The organism is Desulforhopalus glucosivorans (genome assembly GCF_054397165.1).
On the sequence record NZ_AP044854.1, the window covers coordinates 2378993 to 2399003 of the forward strand.

A 20011-nucleotide genomic window follows, 5' to 3' on the forward strand; every position below is an offset into this window, starting at 1 on the left:
CTACTCAAATATTTTCCAATAATCCATTCATACTTCCCTGGATTACAGTGACAAATTTCCTCAAAAGAATTTTGTAGCCATATATTTGGAAACAATCGCACAGTTGAAATCGTAAAACGTATAGAAATACAGAAACATAGTGGAGATACTCGGGAAATTTCTCTGCAGCTACTTCAACAGGTTATGGCAGGAAATTTAAATTCTACATCTATCAACTCGTAGACTTACACACTTTGAAATAGAACAAAATAGAGAGACCAACTTGAAGCTGGCCTCTCATTTTAATCATCCAACAAAATGCTTTATACTATTTAAAACCAATGTTGCTGTGGCAATTGTGCAAGCTGGTGGATCGACGTGATTACTGCCGTGATTATAGAATAAGCGTGCCATTACTTCTTGGAGTAAGGTATAAGCCATGCCCACTCCTGCCCCCAGCAATATAGCGCCCTCAGCTCCAAGATTATCGCCAAACAGCAGATAACTCAATGCGGAAATAATACCCATTCCATGGAATATCGGTGTCTTAATATTACTTGCTGAATTGCCAAACAACAGAGGTAGAAAAGCGATTACACCTACGGTCCAACCCAAGATCAGGGGCACAACAAATGCAGCTGTTGCGGATATAGTACCTGCAGCAACTAATGGAGTTAAATGCACCTTTGTACCCATGGCAAGAGCCACAGAAAAAGCGCCCACTGCAAATCCAATGGGAAGTGATCGGGATACTGGTGCCATCCAGGGTACCCAGGAAATAGCAAAATTATTAGTACCGAAAAGTCCGTGTTCTTTTATGGATTCACGAGACCCGAATGGACCCTCTTTTTGAAAGAGAAGCCGTGAGGTGACATTACTGATAACGACTGCAAGGGCGATACAATCCGCCATTTTTATAACAGGAATTTGAGTAAGTAACTGTAATACTACATGACCGAAGACAGCGGCAACACCTCCCACAAGCAACACATCCCATGATGTGTCAGTGAGCATTGCCAAAACATCTTTTCCAGCACCAGTCGGGTGGTTCCCCTTCATCCCTGCAGCGTACGTACTTGCTGCAACACCAGCAGCAAAACCACCTGCATGTGGTCCAAATACAGGCCCTAGCCCCACCTGGAGTAGTAGAAAATCATTCCCTCCGGCCATCACCATAATACAGCCACCGAGAACAAGAAATCCGCAGATAACAAAAGAGAAAATAGCGCCCAGTGAAGCACTGATCACGCCTCCGCAAAAACACAATAAAAGTGTAGCCATGCTCATAGCTTCCATAAATGATCCTTTTTAATATGTTAATTAATTCAAGTCGTGAAATTGCATAATTTTATTATTAGCCTTTTCACCTACTGCAATAACTCAACTGTAAGGAATCTGATATACACGTTTGACACTAGCCGCTGCTTTAAGTCACAGTATAAAGCCAGAAATTTTATTGTGAGACAATCCCGTAAAAGGAGGAAAAATCTCCCCTAAATAGGGGAGACCAAAGGGGAGGTAAATGGAAAAAGGAAGGAATATTCATTGGAACAATAGATTCTGTATTTACATATGGGCTATTCTCTTTATCGAATTGCCCTTTTAACAAAACAGACCAACGTAATAGGATTACTCCGTTTGTAAGAGCTGAGAAGGTATGGATAATGACAAAAGTGTGGGGAGTTCCATATACCGTTTAATGGAAAGCAACTTCACCCTCAACCGACCTTCCTCCTTCTTTTGCCCACATATATAACCAATTCGGGTGAGACTTTTCCTCCTTTTACGGGATTGTCTGTACCATTATTTTCTGTTTCTATGTTGACATATACACATAGACATACATGCACCGCTGGTAGTCTCGGTAAACAACTCAACATCAGCACCAATAAGCACCAATAAGCACCAATAAGCACCAATAAGCACCAATAGATTGTGTGATTCTGTACTCATTTGACAACAAGAGTCCATCACAGAAAGATCAATTACATCACTTAACCTCTACCCCCAGTAAATATGCCGGGATGAGTATCTTTGTGCTTATCCTAAATACTTAATTTTAAAATACACTTCGGATTCCTGCTTTTATTCATCTCTTCCGGAGGAAAGTACAAAAAGGAGAAATGTTATGAACTGTTTTATGTGCGCTCAAGAAGGAAAAGAAACTCCCGCAGTAGCAGTATGTATTGCGTGTGGAATGTGTGTTTGTCAGGAACATTTAGTGAGAGAAGATTTGCCACTCGAGGATGTCAAAAATTTTGGGTTCAGTACCCAAAAGATCGTCCGTGCTGAAAAGATGCCTCGAATATTATGCAATCCATGTCATGTTGCGTTGAATAGTTAATTTTTAACAATCTCCTGAACTGACTGTTTCCTCAGCTCAGATGGAAAAAGTTCTCAGAATAAAAAAAGGGTGAATGTCGCCTGCGACATTCACCCCGTACATAATCATCAAAGCACTATTTTAATCCCCTAAACAGGTTCCAACATTTCTGGCAGCCCTTATCCACGGATGGTCCAGTGGTACCAGTTTTTTATTACCCACGACCTGTTCTAGTGGTACAGCCTTAGTTCCTTCACCATCTACTGCCACCATAACTCCTGACTTCCCTTCCATAATGTAGTCAACGCAGGCACTGCCTAAGCGTGTTGCCAGCATCCTATCAGCAGCCGATGGTGTTCCACCTCTCTGGTAATGACCAAGAATAGTTAATCTTGACTCAAGCTCCGTCATTTTTTCAAGCTCTTCAGTCAATCGAACGGTGTTTGAATTCCTTTGCCTGGAGAATTCTTTCAGGGCTTCAGAGGCTTTTTTACTCGCCTTTGAGTCACCCTTTTCTTTGGCGACCACTTTCTTTTCTTTTAATTTCATTAAAGTCGCATGCCCTTCTTTACATAGAGCACCTTCAGCCACTGCAACAATACTAAAATTAGTCCCCCGCTGTTTCCTGGTTCGAATAGCAAGGGCTACAGAATCAAGATCGTAGGGAATTTCCGGAATCAATATAACATCTGCTCCACCAGCAACTCCAGCACCGAGTGCCAACCAGCCGGCATTGTGTCCCATAATTTCCACCACAATTATTCTATGGTGACTGTGGGCGGTTGAATGTAAACGATCAATAGCCTCAGTCGCAATTTCCATGGCAGTATGAAAACCAAAGGTTACATCTGTCATAGAAACATCATTATCAATGGTTTTTGGAAGGGTAATAATATTCAACCCCTTTTGCGCCAGGCGGTAGGCATTTTTCTGTGTTCCTCCACCACCAATACAGATAAGTGCATCAAGATTATGCCGGCGATAGTTATCACAAATAACCTCTGTCATATCCATCACCTCACTACCGACCGGCATTTTATGGGGTTTATCCCTGCTTGTACCGAGTATGGTCCCCCCACGGGTGAGTATCGATGAGAGGGTTTCACGATCAAGACGCATAATTCGATTTTCCATAAGCCCGCGAAAACCATCCCGAAAACCGATTAACTGTGTATCACTCAAAGCAAGGGCAGACTTCCCTATCCCTCGAATAGCTGCATTTAATCCTGGACTATCGCCTCCAGCCGTAAGAATTCCTAATTGCTTACTCATCGTGCTCCTTTTCAGGTTTGTTTTTTCGAGTATGCCTCAGTGCATATCGTTAATTATGCATGTTTGTGCTATTTACTTCAAATATTTATGTTTCAAATGGTTTGTGGATTACACATTTAAATCATTGGTGTTTGTGGGAGTGATGTCCCGGATCCTTTTCAACCTTACTCCGTTGCAAATCATGCTCTCTCAATACGGGAAATCCGCTGATAAACGTATTCTCCTTAGGTTTAGGTGCAATCAGCTTCTTAATATAAAATCGAAGTGGTTTGACTGAAAAACCGAGCAAAATAAATGCGGATAGTAACCGTACACTATGTGGAATAACTTCAACAGCATCTCCAATGATAGCCTTAGGTGAGATATTAAGCGCCTGGTATAACCAATCGACTCCAAGCCCAAACATGACAGCGCAAAATGAGAGTGATGCAAGGTATAAGAGACTGCTCTTTTTACCTAACACACCAATAAGCACCGAAAGTGAGGTTACATTGGTTGCAGGTCCCACCAACAGAAACACAAGGGCGGCTCCAGGACTCACACCTTTCAAAATTAATGCGGCCGCTACTGGTGTTGACGCAGTTGCACATATATAAAGTGGTATTCCTACCAACAGCATAACAAGCATTGAGCTTAAACCGCCGCCTAGAAAGGTGGTCATAACCTCATCAGGTACCAGCACGGTGATAAACGCCGCAATTAAGACCCCTATAAAAAACCAGACGGCTATATCGCCCCACACATCCTGGTAACTGAACCTGAGTCCGGCCACTACTTTTTCTTTATACGTGTGGTGATGTCGGTGCACTTCATCGGGACAGTCCACACCATCACAACAACCATCAACCGGGCAACTACGGTCCACCACAACGTCCTGTTGTTTTTTCTCCCAGAATAATATATTTTCTGCAAACCCTGCAAAAACTGCTGTACAAAAAGCAGCGACAGGACGAACAATGGTCATAACGGGATCGAGCAGTGCATAGGTTACGGCAATGGAATCAACCCCAGACTCCGGAGTTGAAATTAAAAAAGCCGTTGTTGCTCCCTTGTTGGCCCCTTGCTTTCTCAGTGATGCTGCCGCCGGCAGCACGCCACACGATCACAATGGCAGCGGAACACCAAAGAATGCAGCCTTCACAACAGACAAGAAACGTCCTTTTCCGAGGTGTTCAAGAATAGTGTTTGGATTGAGACTCACCTTCAATAAACCCGCTATAACAATGCCAAGCAGGATATAAAACGAGGAATCAAGAAGAATAGACCAAACTTCAGCTGTAAACGCTGCCACAAAACTCATTATTTAACCTTCTTTCGTTAGGGTATGATTAACAATTGGTGAAATTTCATCGGACAAACAGAGAAGAGACCCCGCCAACACCTACTACATAGTAGTGCACACAAAATTCATATCAGTCAAGAAAACTGGATGCAATTTCTCGGTCAATTGACCATAATGACTATTTTTACGAAATTATTTTCCCAACTAATAATACTCATATAAAAACATGGAAACTGCCGCGCCAGATAATCAGGGATGTCTCTACATTATTCCCACTCCCATTGGAAATCTTGAGGACATTACCCTTCGTGCTTTAAGAATATTAAAAGAAGTCGACCTTATTGCGGCAGAAGACACACGGCACAGTAAAAGACTCCTTAACCACTTTGGCATAGACACCCATCTGACCAGCTACTACAGAGAAAAAGAGGTAGAGAAGAGTAGCTACCTCATCCAGCTTATAAAAGAAGGGAAAAATATCGGGCTCATCAGTGATGCTGGTACCCCCGGAATTTCTGATCCCGGTGCAATTCTTGTGCAAAACGCTCACCTGGAGGGAGTAACAGTGGTCCCACTTCCAGGACCGTCAGCTGTAACGACAGCAATGTCTGCTTCTGGCTACACCGGCAATGGTTTTCTATTTATCGGCTTTCCGCCGGCCAAGAAAGGGCAGCGGCAAAAACTACTCAATTCTCTTACGAACTGTGAATATCCCGTTGTATTCTATCAGTCTCCACGGCGTATTGAAGGCTTTCTTACCGAGGTCATGGAGGTTTATGGAGACAGGTTAGCGTTCTGGGCCAGGGAAATCACAAAATCCTATGAAGATCTTGAAAGTGCAAAGCTCTCCGAACTGCTGGAAAAAGCAAAATCAAAGCAGATAAAAGGTGAGTTTGTCCTCATCATCCACCCTGGCCAAAAAGAAGACGTTACCGGTGAGACCATTGAAGAACTTATTTGCTGGTACCGCGACAATTCAGATCTCAGTTTAAAAGATGTGAGTAAAAAACTCGCGACTGATCTCGGTGTGTCCAAATCAAATGTTTATCAGCAGGCTCTTAGTCTATGGAAACAAAAATAATGAAACGAATAGAAAGCTGCGTTACTCCCGAAGGTGAATTTAAGTACGGAATCCACAAACCATCCTATAGTGTCACCAACTTAAGAGATACAAAGGTTCTTGATACCCTTGGAAAAGATCTCCATGGGGCGGTTGTTGAAAACAGCAGAAACTACCCTGACTTCAACGTAACCGTTGACGGTGCCGATTGGATTTTCGAAATCCCCAATCCTTTTCCATTCAACGGCCGCACCTTTATAGATAAGGAGTGGGCGGACAGTAGTGCTGAAAACTATGACAGAATTTGTATCAAGGCTCCTGAAACTGTCTCACTTTCCTCAACCCTTGCTGAGGAAAGAATTGATCCCGCAATTATCGAAAAGCTACCGCAACCATTATTACTTGGTCTTGCAACGAGTTCTACCGACGCCGAAGATCTCGTGCGTCTTGCCAAAATCAGCTGCGAGTTTGTGGAAATTAATGAAAACATTCCCGGTCTGAGATACAAAGACCGTGGCAAGGGTGACCTTCGCCCCGTCATCCACAACCACCTGCTTTTTGAGGCTGTAGCCAACAACCCAAACCTCCCCGACCAGTATAAGATTGCAATGGTTATCAGACCGGGAGCCCAGGGCGGAAGTGAAATCGTTGGCGATTACAGTGAAAATGACTCAACCCATGTATACGAATACCTCCGCCGCAATTCGTATATAGCGGGCGGCCACTATGCAGCGAACATGGCCGATGATGCCATAAGGTATTCCACCCGCGATCTAAAAAGAGAAGACTTGCGCGGTTCAAGACATCTCTACTACCAGCGTACCTTTGTGCGCTTAGCAGAATCCCTTGGCATAGATATTCCCGGGAACAACCGTACACTCAATGTTCATGAGCTGGAAACGTTACGGCTCGATATCGCAGACAAAATCACCACATCCCAAAACGGGCAGGCCACGTTATGGGGATGGAACTTTGGCTTTGATTACGCCCCTACAGGGTATCGTCTCCACGCCTCACACCAGCAGATACACCAACAGTACGCTATGGTCCCCGAGACTGTCACCGAATACCGGGGCGGCACAACTCAGACCACAGGAAACCTGTCCGCCTACTGTTGTGGAGATCTGATCACCGAGGTCATTGAGCAGTATCGAGCTCAATACAACAGTGAGTTCTTTATCGATTATCAAAAAGCTATTTTGGGCAACAGGAGAATGGATGAACGGGGAGATTTAAGCTCCGATCTCATTGTATATAAGGATGAGCATGTGATATTATTTGTCCCCAAAGCACAGACATCCCAGTGGGAGTTACAACTCATGCCTCGTATCAGTGGAAAAACAAATTGTCCTGGAAATATTCTCGAATGTGATACTGCTGTACGGGAGTCTCTTGACACCGGCATCTACAAAGCACAAAAGGCTCTTGCCGGCCTGGGGGCGCAAATGGTTACATCAATAGAGTATTCAAAACGTCTCTACCAGAAAACCCCACTAGTCCAACCGTTACTCTACGCTTTTCTACCAAGACTGCCTGAATCGCCGGGAGCTTTCAGTGAAGCCCAGCACCGCTTTATCAACGGACACTACCCGGAAGATTTCGCGGCAGTCTGTAGAGAACAACTCGGCTAAGGTACACCAGAGTAATCGTACTACATACCATCCATAATGGTGGTGTTCGTTTTTGGGCGGGTTATTACCTTTTGAATACCTATACGTTTTTTAGGGTTGATAACGATGGGGCCGCGAATATTGGCGTTAATTGATTCCCCGCCAGTTTGTTGGTCCTTCTTTTTAGAGAGCACCATAAAGATACCAAGATCTGTAGCCGAATCAGCCTCAAGTGTTGCAAATTCTTCGTCGCTGAGTTCCAGCTCATAGCTCAGACCGTACTGCTCGGGCTCAACCAGGGTAAAAGTTATGGAGTCATCGTCACAAGATTCCAGCCAATACGCACCTAATCCATTTTCTTCCTTGTGATAAACGACATAAGTAGTGTATTTTTCAAATCCCGGAATTCCCAGGGGAAAAGTTACGATCTTATCAGCATTGACTGCGGGACTGTCTTTGACATCTCCATCTTTTTTCATACGATCCTCCTTAGCCAGAAAATTCTTATATTATTTTAAGTAGCTTATCAAATTTTCTGACAGAGAGCCAAGTAATTATTACCTTTTCCCTGATGAAACAACAATTTGATACAACTTTATACAATTCGCAGATAAATTCGCAGATAAATTCACTATAGGCACGAGACGACGGAGTAGAGAATGGACACAAAAGGTTATTTTGGTAATTGGGGCGGAGCATTTATCCCTGAAATTCTACATGAAACATTTGAACAGCTAAAAATCAGTTACGCTGCCGCCAGGAAAGACCCCGCCTTCTGGGAAGAGTATGTCAATCTCATGGGATCATATTCCTGCAGACCAACACCCCTCACATACGCTGAAAATCTCACTCAACATTTTGGCGGAGCTAAGATTTATATTAAGCGCGAAGACCTCAACCATACAGGTGCCCATAAAGCCAATAACGTAATGGGCCAGGGTTTACTCGTCAAAAAAATGGGTAAAAAACGGGTTATTGCAGAGACAGGTGCAGGACAACACGGCGTTGCAACCGCCACCATGGCTGCAAAATTTGGCTTTGAGTGCACCGTCTACATGGGTGAAGTCGATGTACAACGACAACGTCCTAATGTGTTCTGGATGGAAAAAATGGGTGCGACTGTAATTCCTGTAAAAGATGGCTCCAGAACCTTAAAGGATGCTATTAATGAAGCCTTTCGCGACTGGGTCACCAATGTAGATTCTACCCACTATGTGTTCGGCACTGCCTGTGGACCTGCACCTTTTCCTGAAATGGTTTCATGGTTTCAATCCATAATAGGCCAGGAAGCTCAATCACAAATCCTTGCAAGCCACGGTAAACCTCCTGCACGCGTATATGCATGTGTCGGTGGGGGGTCCAATGCAATGGGAATTTTTCAAGGGTTTCTAGACGACAGCAACGTTGAACTGATAGGTGTTGAAGCTGGTGGTAAGGGACTCGATTCTGGCCTTCATGCATCAAGGCTTTGCGGTAATGATGCCACACCAGGGATTGCGCAAGGGTACAAGACCATGTTTCTGCAAAATGATGAGGGCCAGATGCTTGAGACCCATTCTGTCTCGGCAGGTCTTGATTATGTTGGCGTGAGTCCCATTTTATCTGACCTCTGGGAGAAAAAGAGGGTGCGCTTTGAATCAGCAACAGATGACGAGGTTATGCAGGCTCTTGATCTTACCATGAAAATGGAGGGTATCATCCCTGCCCTTGAATCCACCCACGCCTTTGTCCAGGCATTCAAAGAAGCACCAAACATGAGTAAAGACGAGGCTATTATTATTAATCAGTCCGGTAGAGGTGACAAAGATATTTTCACCATCGCCCACGCCTTCGATGATCCTTCATGGAAGGATTTTATTGTTGACCGAGCCAAAGAATACAACAAATAAATCTCACTACTGATCGAAGTCTTTGTAAAGACACTATATATTTGGAATAAATCTTATGTTACTGGAAAAAACTTTACGTGAAAAATCTCAGGAAAAAGATATTCTCCTGATGACCCATATAGTACTTGGTTACCCGTCTTTTGAAGCCAATAGAGAGGTTGTCGCCCAGATGGTTGAAAATGGAGTTGATTGCATAGAAATGCAAATTCCTTTTTCAGAGCCCATGGCTGATGGTCCTGTAATATTAAAGGCCAATCAGGATAGCCTGGCCCTTGGTACTACAGTTAAAGAGTGTATCGAGTTTGGTGCCGAAATGGCTGCTAAATACGACATTCCATTTCTTTTTATGACCTACTACAACATCATATACAAATATGGTGAAGAACGGTTATTTCAGGACTGTAAAAAGTCAAACATCCAGGGACTCATTATCCCTGATCTTTCCCCTGAAATGGGAGAGAATTTTTTCAAGCTGGCAAAAGAATATCAGGTCGCACCAATTCTTATCTACGCCCCAACCTCCACCGACAAGCGGATGAAAACCTTGAACGACCACGCAGACGGTTTTATTTACTGTGTTGCAAGGCGTGGGGTTACCGGCGTTAAATCTTCCTTTGATGATGATTTTGACAGTTACCTGGAACGGTGTAAGGCTGCAACTCACCTGCCCCTTGCTGTAGGCTTTGGTATTCAGGACAAGGACGATGTAGAAACCCTTAAAGGCAAGGCCGACATTGCCGTTATCGGCTCTCAGACTATCCGCCTGGTTGACGAAAAAGGAACTGAAGCGGTTGGGCCTTTTATCGCAGGCCTTCGTTAATAATTTGACATTGCACGAGTATAGGACAGCCAACATCTGGAGATAAAAATGACAGAGACCAATCCTCTTAATGAACAGTTAAAGACAACAGATATCATCTGGAACCTCGGCGACCTCTATAGCAGTGTAGAGGACCCGGCAATAGATAGTGATATTAACTGGTGTGAAACTGAAGCAGTAGCGATTCGTGATGCCTACTACCAAAAGATGGCCTCTCTCGGTGGAGAGGAGTTTCTTCAACTGGTCACTCGAATTGAGAGCCTAGATTGCAGACTCTCAAAACTTGCGACATACTCCTTTTTAAACTTCACCACCCAGATGGCTAATGCCGAGGCCGGTGCCCTTGATCAACGTATCCGGGAAATAGACTCAAAATGTGGCACAGATACTGTATTCTTTGAACTTGAGTGGAATAGTCTCAGCGATGAACAGGCAAACAGTATTATAGGAGATAGCAGTCTTGAAAAATACAGCCACTATCTTTCATCTCTTAGAAAACATCGCCCCCATCAACTCTTAGAAGTAGAAGAAAAAATTCTTCTTGAAAAAGAGGTTTCTGGCAGAAGATCATGGACAACACTGTTTAACAAGGTACTCAGCAGCTACAGGTTTGGGGAGCAACAACGAACTGAAGAGGAAGTTCTCACAGATCTTTACAGCGAGTCAAGAGAGGTTCGCAACATAGCAGCAGATGAGCTCACTGATGGTCTCCAGGCAAACAGCCATATCCTGACCCATATCTTCAACACTCTGGCAGCCGATAAAATGGTGATGGACAAGCTCCGGCACCATGACAGCTGGGTCAGTTCCATGAACCTTGATAATGAACTCAAGGACTCAACCGTTGAGACGCTTGTTGAAGCGGTGACCTCGAGATACGATATAGTTCAGCGCTACTACAGGGTTAAGAAAAACATACTCGGTCTTGAAACCCTAGAAGATTTTGACCGTTACGCGCCCTTACCGTCTCTACCGCTCACAAAGGTGGACTGGCCGTCGTGTAAAGAGATTGTACTCAAATCTTTTAGCGCCTTCTCACCCAATATGTCAGAAATTGCAGCTGATTTTTTTGACAAGAAGTGGATACACGCCCCAATTAACCAGGGAAAGCGTGGTGGAGCATTTGCACACCCTTGTGTGCCTGAAGTCCACCCATATGTCCTGGTGAACTATACTGGGAATTTAAGAGACGTTTCCACCGTCGCCCATGAATTAGGCCATGGAGTACACCAGGTACTCGCCGCAGGTACAGGACACTTTAACAGCAACACTCCACTGCCCCTTGCTGAAACGGCTTCTGTTTTTGCCGAACTCCTGGTCTTTAACAGCCAGCTTGAACTCCTTAAAGATAAAGATGAGCGTCGCGCCTTTATCTGCCAGAAGCTGGAGTCAATCTTCGCAACAGTCTTCAGGCAGACCGCCATGAACCGTTTTGAAGAACTCATGCACCAGGGCCGCCGCACCCACGGTGAACTCTCCAGTGAGCAGTTGAGTGAATACTGGCTTGAAACCCAGAGAGCAATGTTTGGGGATTCTGTCACGCTACGAGAAGACTATGGTATCTGGTGGTCCTACATACCACACTTTCTCTCCACCCCAGGTTATGTGTATTCATATGCCTTTGGCGAGCTGCTGGTACTGGCACTCTACGGAATCTTCAAAAAAGAGGGGGATAGCTTTGTGGACAAATATGTGACACTCCTCTCAGCAGGAGGCTCACTCTCTCCATACACACTCATGGAACCATTCGGCATTGACCTCGACGATCCGAATTTCTGGCAGGGTGGATTAGATGTGATTGAGGAACTTTTGAAGGAAGTTGAGTAGGTAGTTACTCGAAAGTTATTGAGAATGATGATTTTGATTATAATCGGGGCGTTTGTGACCAAATAAACGCAGCCATATATAACATATGGCGAGCATTATTTTGTCACAAACAAAGAAGAGTATCGTCAGATAGCGTAGACTTCGAAAGAACATTCTCTCAAGTACGTTTGTTGCGTCGCCAATGAGGATGAGTAATACCTAATTTACTGATTTTGTAATTCAAGGCCCTGGGACTAATACCAAGTTTCTGGGCCGCATTTTTTTGTACCCACAAACATTCTTCCAGAACCCGTAGAATCAAATCCTTTTCTTGTCCTGCAAGGGAACCATTCAGTTCATTGCCTGAAAGTTCAACCTCGACTGTTTCTTGAGTCGCAACTACATCAGTTACCTGCTGCTTCATAATTTTTTCAGGCAGAGCTAAATTCTCTGAGTGAATATTATTACCATCTTCTAAAATCACTGCTCGTTCAATGGTGTTCGCCAACTGACGGATGTTGCCAGGCCAGTCATAACTTTCAATCTTAGCAATCGAATCATCTGTAAAGCCTACAATCTCACGGTGCATGGATGTACAACATTTATTAAGGAGCAACTCCGCAAGAGGTATCAAGCACTCTGGTCGCTCCCTTAAAGAAGGAAGAGTCACAGGAAGAACATTAATCCTGTAATAGAGATCTTCTCTAAAATGCCCTTCTGCCACCTGCTTGACCAGGTCTTTATTTGTAGCAGCTATTATCCGAACATCGGAGTAAATAGTCTTATTTCCACCTACCCGCTCAAATGACTTTTCTTCCAGAACTCTCAGTAACTTAGTCTGCAAGCTCAAATTCATCTCACCAATTTCATCAAGAAAGATGGTGCCGCCGCTTGCCTGTTCAAACCGGCCTATACGCTGTTTGTCAGCCCCGGTGAAAGCACCCTTTTCATGACCAAAGAGCTCTGATTCAAGCAGATCTTCTGGAATGTTTGCACAGTTTATCTTAACAAAAGGCTTTTTTCTACGAGGTGAATTAAAATGAACCGTACCTGATAGAAAAGACTTACCAGTACCAGTATCGCCGGTAATAAGAATTGTGGAGTCCGTTTTTGCAAAGCGCTCCAGACTTTTCAGGATGGTTTTCATCTTGGGGCTAAAAGCCACGACATCCTTAAAATCATACACCACATCCTGTTTTCTTCTGTGGTAGGCAATCTCAAATCGTTGATCACGGATTTCAATTGCCTTATCAAATGATATATTGACCCGAGTGGCTGAAATTGGGTGTATTAAAAAATCACTGGCCCCGCTGTTCATGGCCTGTACAATCATTTCTGCTTTTTCAGTATCGCTGGTCATGATTATAGGCAGGAACGGATCTTTACTACGCATATTCTCAAGCAGCTTAACAGCGCGACCATTCATCGAACCATTATCCAGGAAGATCAAATCAAACTGTCTTGATTTAATTTCTTCCAGGAAAGAGCCTTCATTGGTTATGCTTGTGAGCCGTGCACGATCTTCTAGAGCCGACGTCAATGTTGGCTGACTCTTTCCCGAACTATCGAATATAAGGATATTATACATAGGATTTGTATTACAAGACGGTAAATGTTATTTCAATTTTGTAACTAACTACTTATGTTATACGAAAGATTACACTTAAATTCAAACAGAAATGAATTAAAATGTATCTCTTATGTATAAACTTTCAAAAATGAGCTGATATTATATTTAGATAAGATGTTTCATCGCCCAGCTGCACAGACGCTACACACTCAAACCATTCAACATAATAACATACACTTACACACAAAAACCTTATCATATGCAAGCAAAACCCCCAATAGTCGTCGACGATACAATCTGGATGTCTAAAGCCCTGGAATTTGCTCGAAAAGCAGGCACCAAGGGAGAAGTGCCCGTTGGAGCGGTTTTAGTGCAAGACAACAATCTGATCGCAGGAGGAGCAAACAGGCCAATTGGAGATAATGACCCAACGGCCCATGCAGAAATTGTTACCTTAAGACGAGCTGCAACAGAGCTTAATAATTACAGATTGCCCGGAACGACCCTCTATGTCACACTGGAACCATGTACCATGTGTATTGGGGCCATCATCCATGCTCGGGTGTCGCGCCTTGTCATAGGGGCCACAGACCCTAAGAGTGGTGCAGTATACTCTGTATATAATATTGGTAGCGACAACCTGCTTAATCACTCTATTGAAATTGAAAAAGGTGTTCTTGAGGAAGAGTGTCGTGATCTACTCAAATCATTTTTTAAATCAAGACGAATCCTCAAAAAAGAAGCCCGTAAGAAATAGATGCTGTTTTTTTTTCATTAATGCTTACTTTTTGATTGCTAAATATTGAGCGAAGGTTTACATAGTACCTCACATTTTTGAGCATACCTCCGGAGAGGTGGCCGAGTGGCTTAAGGCGCACGCTTGGAAAGCGTGTGTACGCAAGTACCGTGAGTTCGAATCTCACCTTCTCCGCCAAAATATTGAGTTCGACTTTGATAGCCGGGCCCTGTGCAACAAGGAATCGCGAACCCCGCCAGGTCCGGAAGGAAGCAACGGTAGTGACACTCCTCGTGTGCCAGGTCACCCGGCTATCATTTTTTCTAAGGCTCGTAAGACCCCATTTACTACCAGCCACGGTGCAGCATGTCTTACCTCGTACTCGCTAGAAAATCCAGACCCCAGACCTTTGAACAGGTTGTAGGCCAACGACCAGTCGTAAAAACCCTGCGTAATAGTATCTTACGTGGCCGTGTTGCCCATGCGATTCTTTTTTCCGGCGTCCGGGGCGTGGGAAAGACCACACTTGCCCGCATCATGGCGAAAGCCCTCAACTGCTCGGGAGACATTGAAGGTCGCCCCTGTGACTCCTGCCCTTCCTGTACAGAAATCAGCTCTGGAGCCTCCTTAGATCTGTACGAAATTGATGGTGCGTCCAACAGAGGTATACAGGAAATAAGAGAGCTTAAAGAGAAAATCCGTTTTTTACCAACTGCTGCACCCTATAAAATCATCATAATAGATGAAGTTCACATGCTGACCACCGAGGCATTTAACGCACTGTTAAAGACCCTTGAAGAACCACCAGCCCATGTACACTTCATGTTTGCCACAACTGAGATTCATAAGATCCCAATCACTATTCTTTCCAGATGCCAGCAGTATGAGCTGAAAAGAATTCCGGCAAAGGAACTTTCTGCCCACTTTGACAAACTTGCCACTGCTGAAGGTTTCAGCCTTGAGCCTGCCGCCCTTTCGCTAATCGTCCGTGAATCTGGTGGATCTGTTCGCGATGGCCTCAGCCTTCTGGACCAGATGTTCTCCTTTGGTGACCGAACGATCAGCAGCGCTGATGTGTCTGAGGTTCTAGGACTCATAGATAGAGAAGTACTCACTGACTTAACAAAGGGTCTGCTCGCAGGTGACAAAAGTGCCGTTTTTCAGGCCCTGCACACCGTTTTCAGTTATGGAATGGACAGCAAGAGATTTCTGGAAGACCTTCTAACTCAATTTCGTAACCTTCTTCTGTGCAAGATTGACGGCTGTACTACCCTTCTTGATTTGCCTGAAGATGAATTACACGACTACCAGCAAATTGCCATCGACTATACCAGCGAGACTATTCACCTAAAACTCGCCCTACTCATGCAACTTGCAGATGCACTTAAACATTCGAGCCAGCCGAAAATAGCATTTGAAACATCGTTTCTTAAAATCATAGAAGCAACTAATGTGGTCCCGCTATCTTCGCTCTTAGGCCATCTCCAGGAGATCATGCCGCAACTGGGGGCAACAGAAGGTTTAGTTAATCAAACAGTTCCACCACAAGAAGCAGCCCCTAAAAAAAAAATTGAACAGTTCAGAGTAAAGACCGACGTCCAGCCTCCTCAGACTGCTCAAATAGCTTCGGTCAATCAGCAGCGACCAAGCCCACCTGCTCAGGAAAAATCCCCGGCACCAAACCTCTCCGCACCTCCTCAAAGAGACGAGCCACCACTGCCGCCTGAACCCCAGGGATTTTCCAGCCAGTCAACCCCCAACAACCATGCTAAAGATCCAGAAAAAGACTGGGAAGGTTTTATTGATTTCATAAAAAAAGACACAGTATGGATGGCGACAAACTTACAGCGGGCTCAATCAGTCAATCATGACACTATAGGTGAGCTGCAAATTCATTTTGCTGACGGAATGGACTGTTCACTCTTAAGACAGAAAGAAAACGCTCAACAATTAAACAGCTTTGCCTTGGCTTTTTTCAAAAAGCCATTAAAGGTTACATTTGTAGTGCCTGAAATTGATGACACGCTAGACGAAAATGGTGGTGTATCACCCCAGAAAAAACGTCAGCAGCTTATAAGCGATCCACTGGTACTCATGGCAACAGAAGTTTTCAATGGCCAGGTCGGAGATGTTCGCTTAAGCACTAAGAACCAATAATTTACACTTTACAGATAATACAATGGATATTAACAACATAATGCAGCAAGCCAAGTCCATGCAGGACAAAATGGCTAAAATTCAAGAAGATCTCAGTAAAAAGACCCTTACCGGAAGTGCTGGTGGCGGCATGGTTGAGGTTACAGTCAATGGTCAAGGTGAGGTTCTGGGAATCTCCATTGAAAAAATTGTAATAGACCCAAACGAAGCAACTATGCTTCAGGATCTTATCGTTGCGGCGACCAACGACGCAGTACGACGTGCTAAGGAACTCAGCCAGCAGGAGCTTGGCGGACTCACAGGCGGACTCAATATTCCCGGCCTCACGAACTTCATGAAGCCGTAACACCTATGCAAGTAATACCCCCAGCGCTCGACAAGCTCATCGAGCAACTTTCACGTCTTCCAGGCATTGGCAAAAAGACAGCAACCAGGCTTGCGTTAACCATCTTACGTAAGCCAAAAGGTCTTGCCCATGACCTTGGAACTGCACTACTTGATCTCCACTCCTCAATTCAACTCTGCTCCTGCTGCTTTACTTTTTCAGAGTCTGACCCTTGCGCAATATGTGGAGATCCTAAACGTAACGGTGAGACAGTTTGTGTTGTTGAACAATCTGGCGATCTTATGGCCATTGAAAAAACCGGTATATTCAGAGGCCACTACCACGTACTCCATGGGGTACTCTCTCCAATTGATGGTGTTGGTCCTGAAGAAATCAAGGTTCGTGAACTGGTAGCCAGAATTAGAAGTGGTGCAATCTCAGAGATAATTATTGCAACAAGCTCCACAGTCCCGGGAGAAGCAACAGCTTCTTTTCTGACCGATGTTATAAAAAAAGAGAAGGTCACCCTCACAAGACTTGCCTGCGGTATCCCCATGGGTATGGATATTAAATATGCGGATAAATACACTCTTGCAAAAGCCATCGAGGCAAGATCACCTACCAGTTGATTGACACCAGACAATTGTTTATAAATAACGGATCTTCTCAAGGCACCTACCTCTGCCGCACCTCCGTGCCCCCCCTCCTATTACAAATGTTTTTTAAAGCTGAAAAATATTTTGAATAAACGTTTATAAATGTTTATTTTTTACAACTCTATCGTTAAAAATATATTGCGATGAAATTTTAATCGTGGTAATAAGTGGCTCTTGCGCATGCCGTACAAGCTTTTCTCTAAAGTTTGATTGGCTCGCCGCTTACAATAGTATTTTCAGGCGCGTAGCTCAGTGGGAGAGCGCCACCTTGACGTGGTGGATGTCGTCGGTTCAATCCCGTCCGTGCCTACCAAGATAAGAGGCTAAAGTTAAACACTTTAAGGAGTGTTCCTTCTTTAGCCTTTATTTTTATACAGAAGAAACCCATGACTGACATAACCGTATCCGTTAAAGACGGAGAATCTGTTACAATTTCTGCAGGAAGCAGTGTTCAGGAAGGTCTCCTGCCACTCCTCTCCAACAAACAACGCAAGCAGACTGTAGCCGCCAAAATTGGCGACCAGCTAGTGGATTTCACCACTCTGCTGACGGAAGACACGGTTCTCACCCCCGTTCAGATTGGTACAGACGAGGCCCTTGAGGTACTTCGTCACTCAACTGCACACATCATGGCCCTTGCAGTAAGAGACGTATTTGGCACCGATGTTAAGGTTGCCATCGGCCCTTCTATTGATAACGGTTTCTATTATGATTTCCTAAGAGACGAACCATTTACTCCTGAGGATTTCGAACAAATCGAAGCCCGTATGACCGAGATCGTCCGAGCGGCTCTTCCATTTCAGAAAACTGAAATGAATAGTGCCGATGCCATTGCAAAGTTCAAGGCAGAAGACGAAAAGTTTAAAGTAGAACTCATTGAAGACCTCGGGGAAGAGAGCGTATCTTTCTATCAGGTGGGTGAGTTCACCGATCTCTGTCGTGGTCCCCATGTTCCGAACAGCTCTTTTATAAAGTCCTTCAAACTTCTCCGTGTAGCTGGTGCGTACTGGCGTGGAGATGAAAAACGTGATGTACTTCAGAGAATCTACGGAACTGCATTTTTCGATAAAAAAGAACTCAAAAAATATCTCAACAGTCTTGAAGAGGCCAAAAAAAGAGATCATCGTAAATTAGGCAAAGAGCTCGAACTCTTTACCATGAAAGACGAGATCGGCCCCGGACTCATCCTGTGGCAACCAAAAGGTGCCCAACTAAGAAGACTCATTGAGGATTTCTGGAAAGATGAGCACTATCGTCATGACTATGAACTGCTCTACACTCCACACATTGCTCGTCAGGATCTTTGGAAGACCTCTGGTCACTTAGATTTCTATAACGAGAACATGTACTCACCCATGGTAATTGATGATGTTGAGTACCAGCTAAAACCTATGAACTGCCCTTTTCATATTGGGGTGTTCAATAGCTTGAAAAGAAGCTACAAGGAACTACCGGTTCGCTGGTGTGAGCTAGGAACAGTATACCGTTATGAACGTGCGGGTGCTCTGCACGGACTCCTAAGAGTCAGAGGCTTTACCCAGGACGACGCTCATATTTTTTGTACTCCTGAACAGTTGGAAGATGAGATTTTCAACATTCTTGATCTCAACCTCCATATCTTGAAGGCCTTTGGTTTTCCTGAGTATGATATTTATCTTTCCACCAGACCTGAAAAATCTGTTGGTACCGATGATCACTGGGACAAATCAACGGAAGCACTCAAGCTGGCCCTTGAGAAAAAAGGTTTAGATTACATCATTGACCCGGGTGAAGGTGTTTTCTACGGACCTAAGATTGATATTAAGATTAAAGATCAGCTGGGTCGTTCCTGGCAATGCTCCACCATTCAGGTTGATTTCAACCTTCCTGAAAGGTTTGAGATGAGCTATACAGGTGCCGATAACAGTGAACACCAGCCAATTATGATCCATAGAGCCCTTATGGGTTCACTTGAACGTTTTATTGGTGTACTCATTGAGCACTATGCGGGTGTTTTTCCTCTCTGGTTTGCACCGGTCCAGGCACGTATACTCAATATTACAGACGATCAATCCGAATACGGAGAAGAGGTCTTCAAACAACTCCGAAAACTCGGTGTACGTGTAGAAAAAGATCTTCGTAATGAAAAGCTGAACTACAAAATCAGGGAAGCACAAGTTGCGAAAATCCCTTATATGCTTATTATCGGAGACAAAGAAAAAGACGAAGGCACTGTTACTGTGCGTCTCAGGGATGGTAAAAATTTACCACCAATGTCTGTTGCAGATTTCGCAGCAATGGTTGATACTGAAGTAAAAGAAGGACGGGGTTACTAATCCCGGTAAACGAAGGGCGTGCCTTTGTGCCAGATTGTTCTGGCTCTTTTAACAATAACTCCAGTTTTCTTGTTTTTTGTGACAACGTTTCTGGAGTAAGGTACTAACCCCGATAAACGGGATAAGTACCTTGGAAATAATTTTAAGTTCACAATGTTAAAAGGTCCTCCAGTTTTCTTGTTTTTTATAACAACTTTTCTGGAGTAAGGTA

Annotated in this window: 16 protein-coding genes, 2 tRNA genes and 1 other RNA gene; 14 read left to right on the top strand and 5 right to left on the bottom strand. The window is 44.2% G+C overall.

What is annotated here, in order from left to right; genetic code table 11:
* Nucleotides 1-285: 285 nt before the first annotated feature.
* Complete coding sequence (locus ACX6CI_RS10250) at nucleotides 286-1275, bottom strand: hypothetical protein (protein ID WP_458778068.1); 990 nt, start codon at nucleotides 1273-1275, stop codon at nucleotides 286-288.
* Between the two features lie 844 nt (nucleotides 1276-2119).
* Here ACX6CI_RS10250 and ACX6CI_RS10255 point away from each other — a divergent pair.
* Nucleotides 2120-2323, top strand: a complete 204-nt coding sequence (locus ACX6CI_RS10255; RefSeq protein ID WP_458778458.1) for a DUF2180 family protein — start codon at nucleotides 2120-2122, stop codon at nucleotides 2321-2323.
* Between the two features lie 120 nt (nucleotides 2324-2443).
* On the opposite strand, the gene ACX6CI_RS10260 is transcribed toward ACX6CI_RS10255, so the two are convergent.
* The gene (locus tag ACX6CI_RS10260) at nucleotides 2444-3574 is read right to left on the bottom strand and encodes a 6-phosphofructokinase (RefSeq protein ID WP_458778069.1); all 1131 of its coding nucleotides are present in this window, start codon (nucleotides 3572-3574) and stop codon (nucleotides 2444-2446) included.
* A 121-nt stretch (nucleotides 3575-3695) separates the two neighbouring features.
* Nucleotides 3696-4874 (bottom strand): SO_0444 family Cu/Zn efflux transporter, encoded by a 1179-nt coding sequence (locus ACX6CI_RS10265; RefSeq protein ID WP_458778070.1) that lies wholly within the window; start codon nucleotides 4872-4874, stop codon nucleotides 3696-3698.
* Nucleotides 4875-5082: 208 nt separating this feature from the next.
* Between ACX6CI_RS10265 and rsmI the strand changes: the two genes are divergently transcribed.
* Nucleotides 5083-5937 (top strand): 16S rRNA (cytidine(1402)-2'-O)-methyltransferase, encoded by an 855-nt coding sequence (rsmI, locus tag ACX6CI_RS10270; RefSeq protein WP_458778071.1) that lies wholly within the window; start codon nucleotides 5083-5085, stop codon nucleotides 5935-5937.
* A complete protein-coding gene (locus ACX6CI_RS10275; RefSeq protein ID WP_458778072.1) occupies nucleotides 5937-7547 on the top strand; it encodes a hypothetical protein in 1611 nt (536 codons plus the stop codon). Before rsmI ends, ACX6CI_RS10275 begins: the two co-directional genes overlap by 1 nt.
* 20 nt (nucleotides 7548-7567) lie before the next feature.
* Here ACX6CI_RS10275 and fliW read toward each other — a convergent pair whose 3' ends face one another.
* Entirely contained in the window at nucleotides 7568-8005 is a 438-nt protein-coding gene (gene fliW, locus ACX6CI_RS10280; RefSeq protein ID WP_458778073.1) for a flagellar assembly protein FliW, read from the bottom strand.
* 180 nt (nucleotides 8006-8185) lie between these two features.
* On the opposite strand from fliW, the gene trpB reads away from it, so the two are divergent.
* From trpB to ACX6CI_RS10295, 3 genes are read left to right on the top strand one after another with little or no spacing between them, the layout of a single operon-like run.
* Nucleotides 8186-9415 carry a tryptophan synthase subunit beta gene (gene trpB / locus ACX6CI_RS10285; RefSeq protein ID WP_458778074.1) on the top strand — a complete coding sequence of 410 codons (1230 nt, stop codon included), beginning with the start codon at nucleotides 8186-8188 and terminating at the stop codon, nucleotides 9413-9415.
* 55 nt (nucleotides 9416-9470) lie between these two features.
* Nucleotides 9471-10235, top strand: coding sequence for a tryptophan synthase subunit alpha (trpA, locus tag ACX6CI_RS10290; protein ID WP_458778075.1), 765 nt, complete (start codon nucleotides 9471-9473; stop codon nucleotides 10233-10235).
* Between the two features lie 48 nt (nucleotides 10236-10283).
* Nucleotides 10284-12062, top strand: a complete 1779-nt coding sequence (locus ACX6CI_RS10295; protein WP_458778076.1) for a M3 family oligoendopeptidase — start codon at nucleotides 10284-10286, stop codon at nucleotides 12060-12062.
* Between the two features lie 157 nt (nucleotides 12063-12219).
* On the opposite strand, the gene ACX6CI_RS10300 is transcribed toward ACX6CI_RS10295, so the two are convergent.
* A complete protein-coding gene (locus tag ACX6CI_RS10300; protein ID WP_458778077.1) occupies nucleotides 12220-13629 on the bottom strand; it encodes a sigma 54-interacting transcriptional regulator in 1410 nt (469 codons plus the stop codon).
* Between the two features lie 241 nt (nucleotides 13630-13870).
* Between ACX6CI_RS10300 and tadA the strand changes: the two genes are divergently transcribed.
* The 8 genes from tadA to thrS all read left to right on the top strand — a co-directional run bounded on the left by tadA (nucleotide 13871) and on the right by thrS (nucleotide 19800).
* Nucleotides 13871-14368, top strand: coding sequence for a tRNA adenosine(34) deaminase TadA (gene tadA, locus ACX6CI_RS10305; RefSeq protein ID WP_458778078.1), 498 nt, complete (start codon nucleotides 13871-13873; stop codon nucleotides 14366-14368).
* Nucleotides 14369-14459: 91 nt separating this feature from the next.
* Nucleotides 14460-14545 (top strand) — tRNA-Ser (locus ACX6CI_RS10310).
* Nucleotides 14546-14567: 22 nt separating this feature from the next.
* An RNA gene (gene ffs / locus ACX6CI_RS10315) (signal recognition particle sRNA small type) lies at nucleotides 14568-14663 on the top strand.
* Nucleotides 14664-14713: 50 nt separating this feature from the next.
* A complete protein-coding gene (gene dnaX / locus ACX6CI_RS10320) occupies nucleotides 14714-16504 on the top strand; it encodes a DNA polymerase III subunit gamma/tau (protein WP_458778079.1) in 1791 nt (596 codons plus the stop codon).
* Nucleotides 16505-16526: 22 nt separating this feature from the next.
* Nucleotides 16527-16850, top strand: coding sequence for a YbaB/EbfC family nucleoid-associated protein (locus ACX6CI_RS10325; protein WP_458778080.1), 324 nt, complete (start codon nucleotides 16527-16529; stop codon nucleotides 16848-16850).
* Between the two features lie 5 nt (nucleotides 16851-16855).
* A complete protein-coding gene (gene recR / locus ACX6CI_RS10330; protein ID WP_458778081.1) occupies nucleotides 16856-17458 on the top strand; it encodes a recombination mediator RecR in 603 nt (200 codons plus the stop codon).
* A 265-nt stretch (nucleotides 17459-17723) separates the two neighbouring features.
* Nucleotides 17724-17798 (top strand) — tRNA-Val (locus ACX6CI_RS10335).
* 73 nt (nucleotides 17799-17871) lie between these two features.
* A complete protein-coding gene (thrS, locus tag ACX6CI_RS10340; RefSeq protein WP_458778082.1) occupies nucleotides 17872-19800 on the top strand; it encodes a threonine--tRNA ligase in 1929 nt (642 codons plus the stop codon).
* Nucleotides 19801-20011: the final 211 nt, after the last annotated feature.

Bases quoted from the DNA above. Each gene is read 5' to 3' on its own strand.
- ACX6CI_RS10250 (WP_458778068.1), bottom strand. From the start codon at position 1,275: ATGGAAGCTATGAGCATGGCTACACTTTTATTGTGTTTTTGCGGAGGC.
- ACX6CI_RS10255 (WP_458778458.1), top strand. From the start codon at position 2,120: ATGTGCGCTCAAGAAGGAAAAGAAACTCCCGCAGTAGCAGTATGTATT.
- ACX6CI_RS10260 (WP_458778069.1), bottom strand. From the start codon at position 3,574: ATGAGTAAGCAATTAGGAATTCTTACGGCTGGAGGCGATAGTCCAGGA.
- rsmI (WP_458778071.1), top strand. From the start codon at position 5,083: ATGGAAACTGCCGCGCCAGATAATCAGGGATGTCTCTACATTATTCCC.
- ACX6CI_RS10275 (WP_458778072.1), top strand. From the start codon at position 5,937: ATGAAACGAATAGAAAGCTGCGTTACTCCCGAAGGTGAATTTAAGTAC.
- fliW (WP_458778073.1), bottom strand. From the start codon at position 8,005: ATGAAAAAAGATGGAGATGTCAAAGACAGTCCCGCAGTCAATGCTGAT.
- trpB (WP_458778074.1), top strand. From the start codon at position 8,186: ATGGACACAAAAGGTTATTTTGGTAATTGGGGCGGAGCATTTATCCCT.
- trpA (WP_458778075.1), top strand. From the start codon at position 9,471: ATGTTACTGGAAAAAACTTTACGTGAAAAATCTCAGGAAAAAGATATT.
- ACX6CI_RS10295 (WP_458778076.1), top strand. From the start codon at position 10,284: ATGACAGAGACCAATCCTCTTAATGAACAGTTAAAGACAACAGATATC.
- ACX6CI_RS10300 (WP_458778077.1), bottom strand. From the start codon at position 13,629: ATGTATAATATCCTTATATTCGATAGTTCGGGAAAGAGTCAGCCAACA.
- tadA (WP_458778078.1), top strand. From the start codon at position 13,871: ATGCAAGCAAAACCCCCAATAGTCGTCGACGATACAATCTGGATGTCT.
- dnaX (WP_458778079.1), top strand. From the start codon at position 14,714: ATGTCTTACCTCGTACTCGCTAGAAAATCCAGACCCCAGACCTTTGAA.
- ACX6CI_RS10325 (WP_458778080.1), top strand. From the start codon at position 16,527: ATGGATATTAACAACATAATGCAGCAAGCCAAGTCCATGCAGGACAAA.
- recR (WP_458778081.1), top strand. From the start codon at position 16,856: ATGCAAGTAATACCCCCAGCGCTCGACAAGCTCATCGAGCAACTTTCA.
- thrS (WP_458778082.1), top strand. From the start codon at position 17,872: ATGACTGACATAACCGTATCCGTTAAAGACGGAGAATCTGTTACAATT.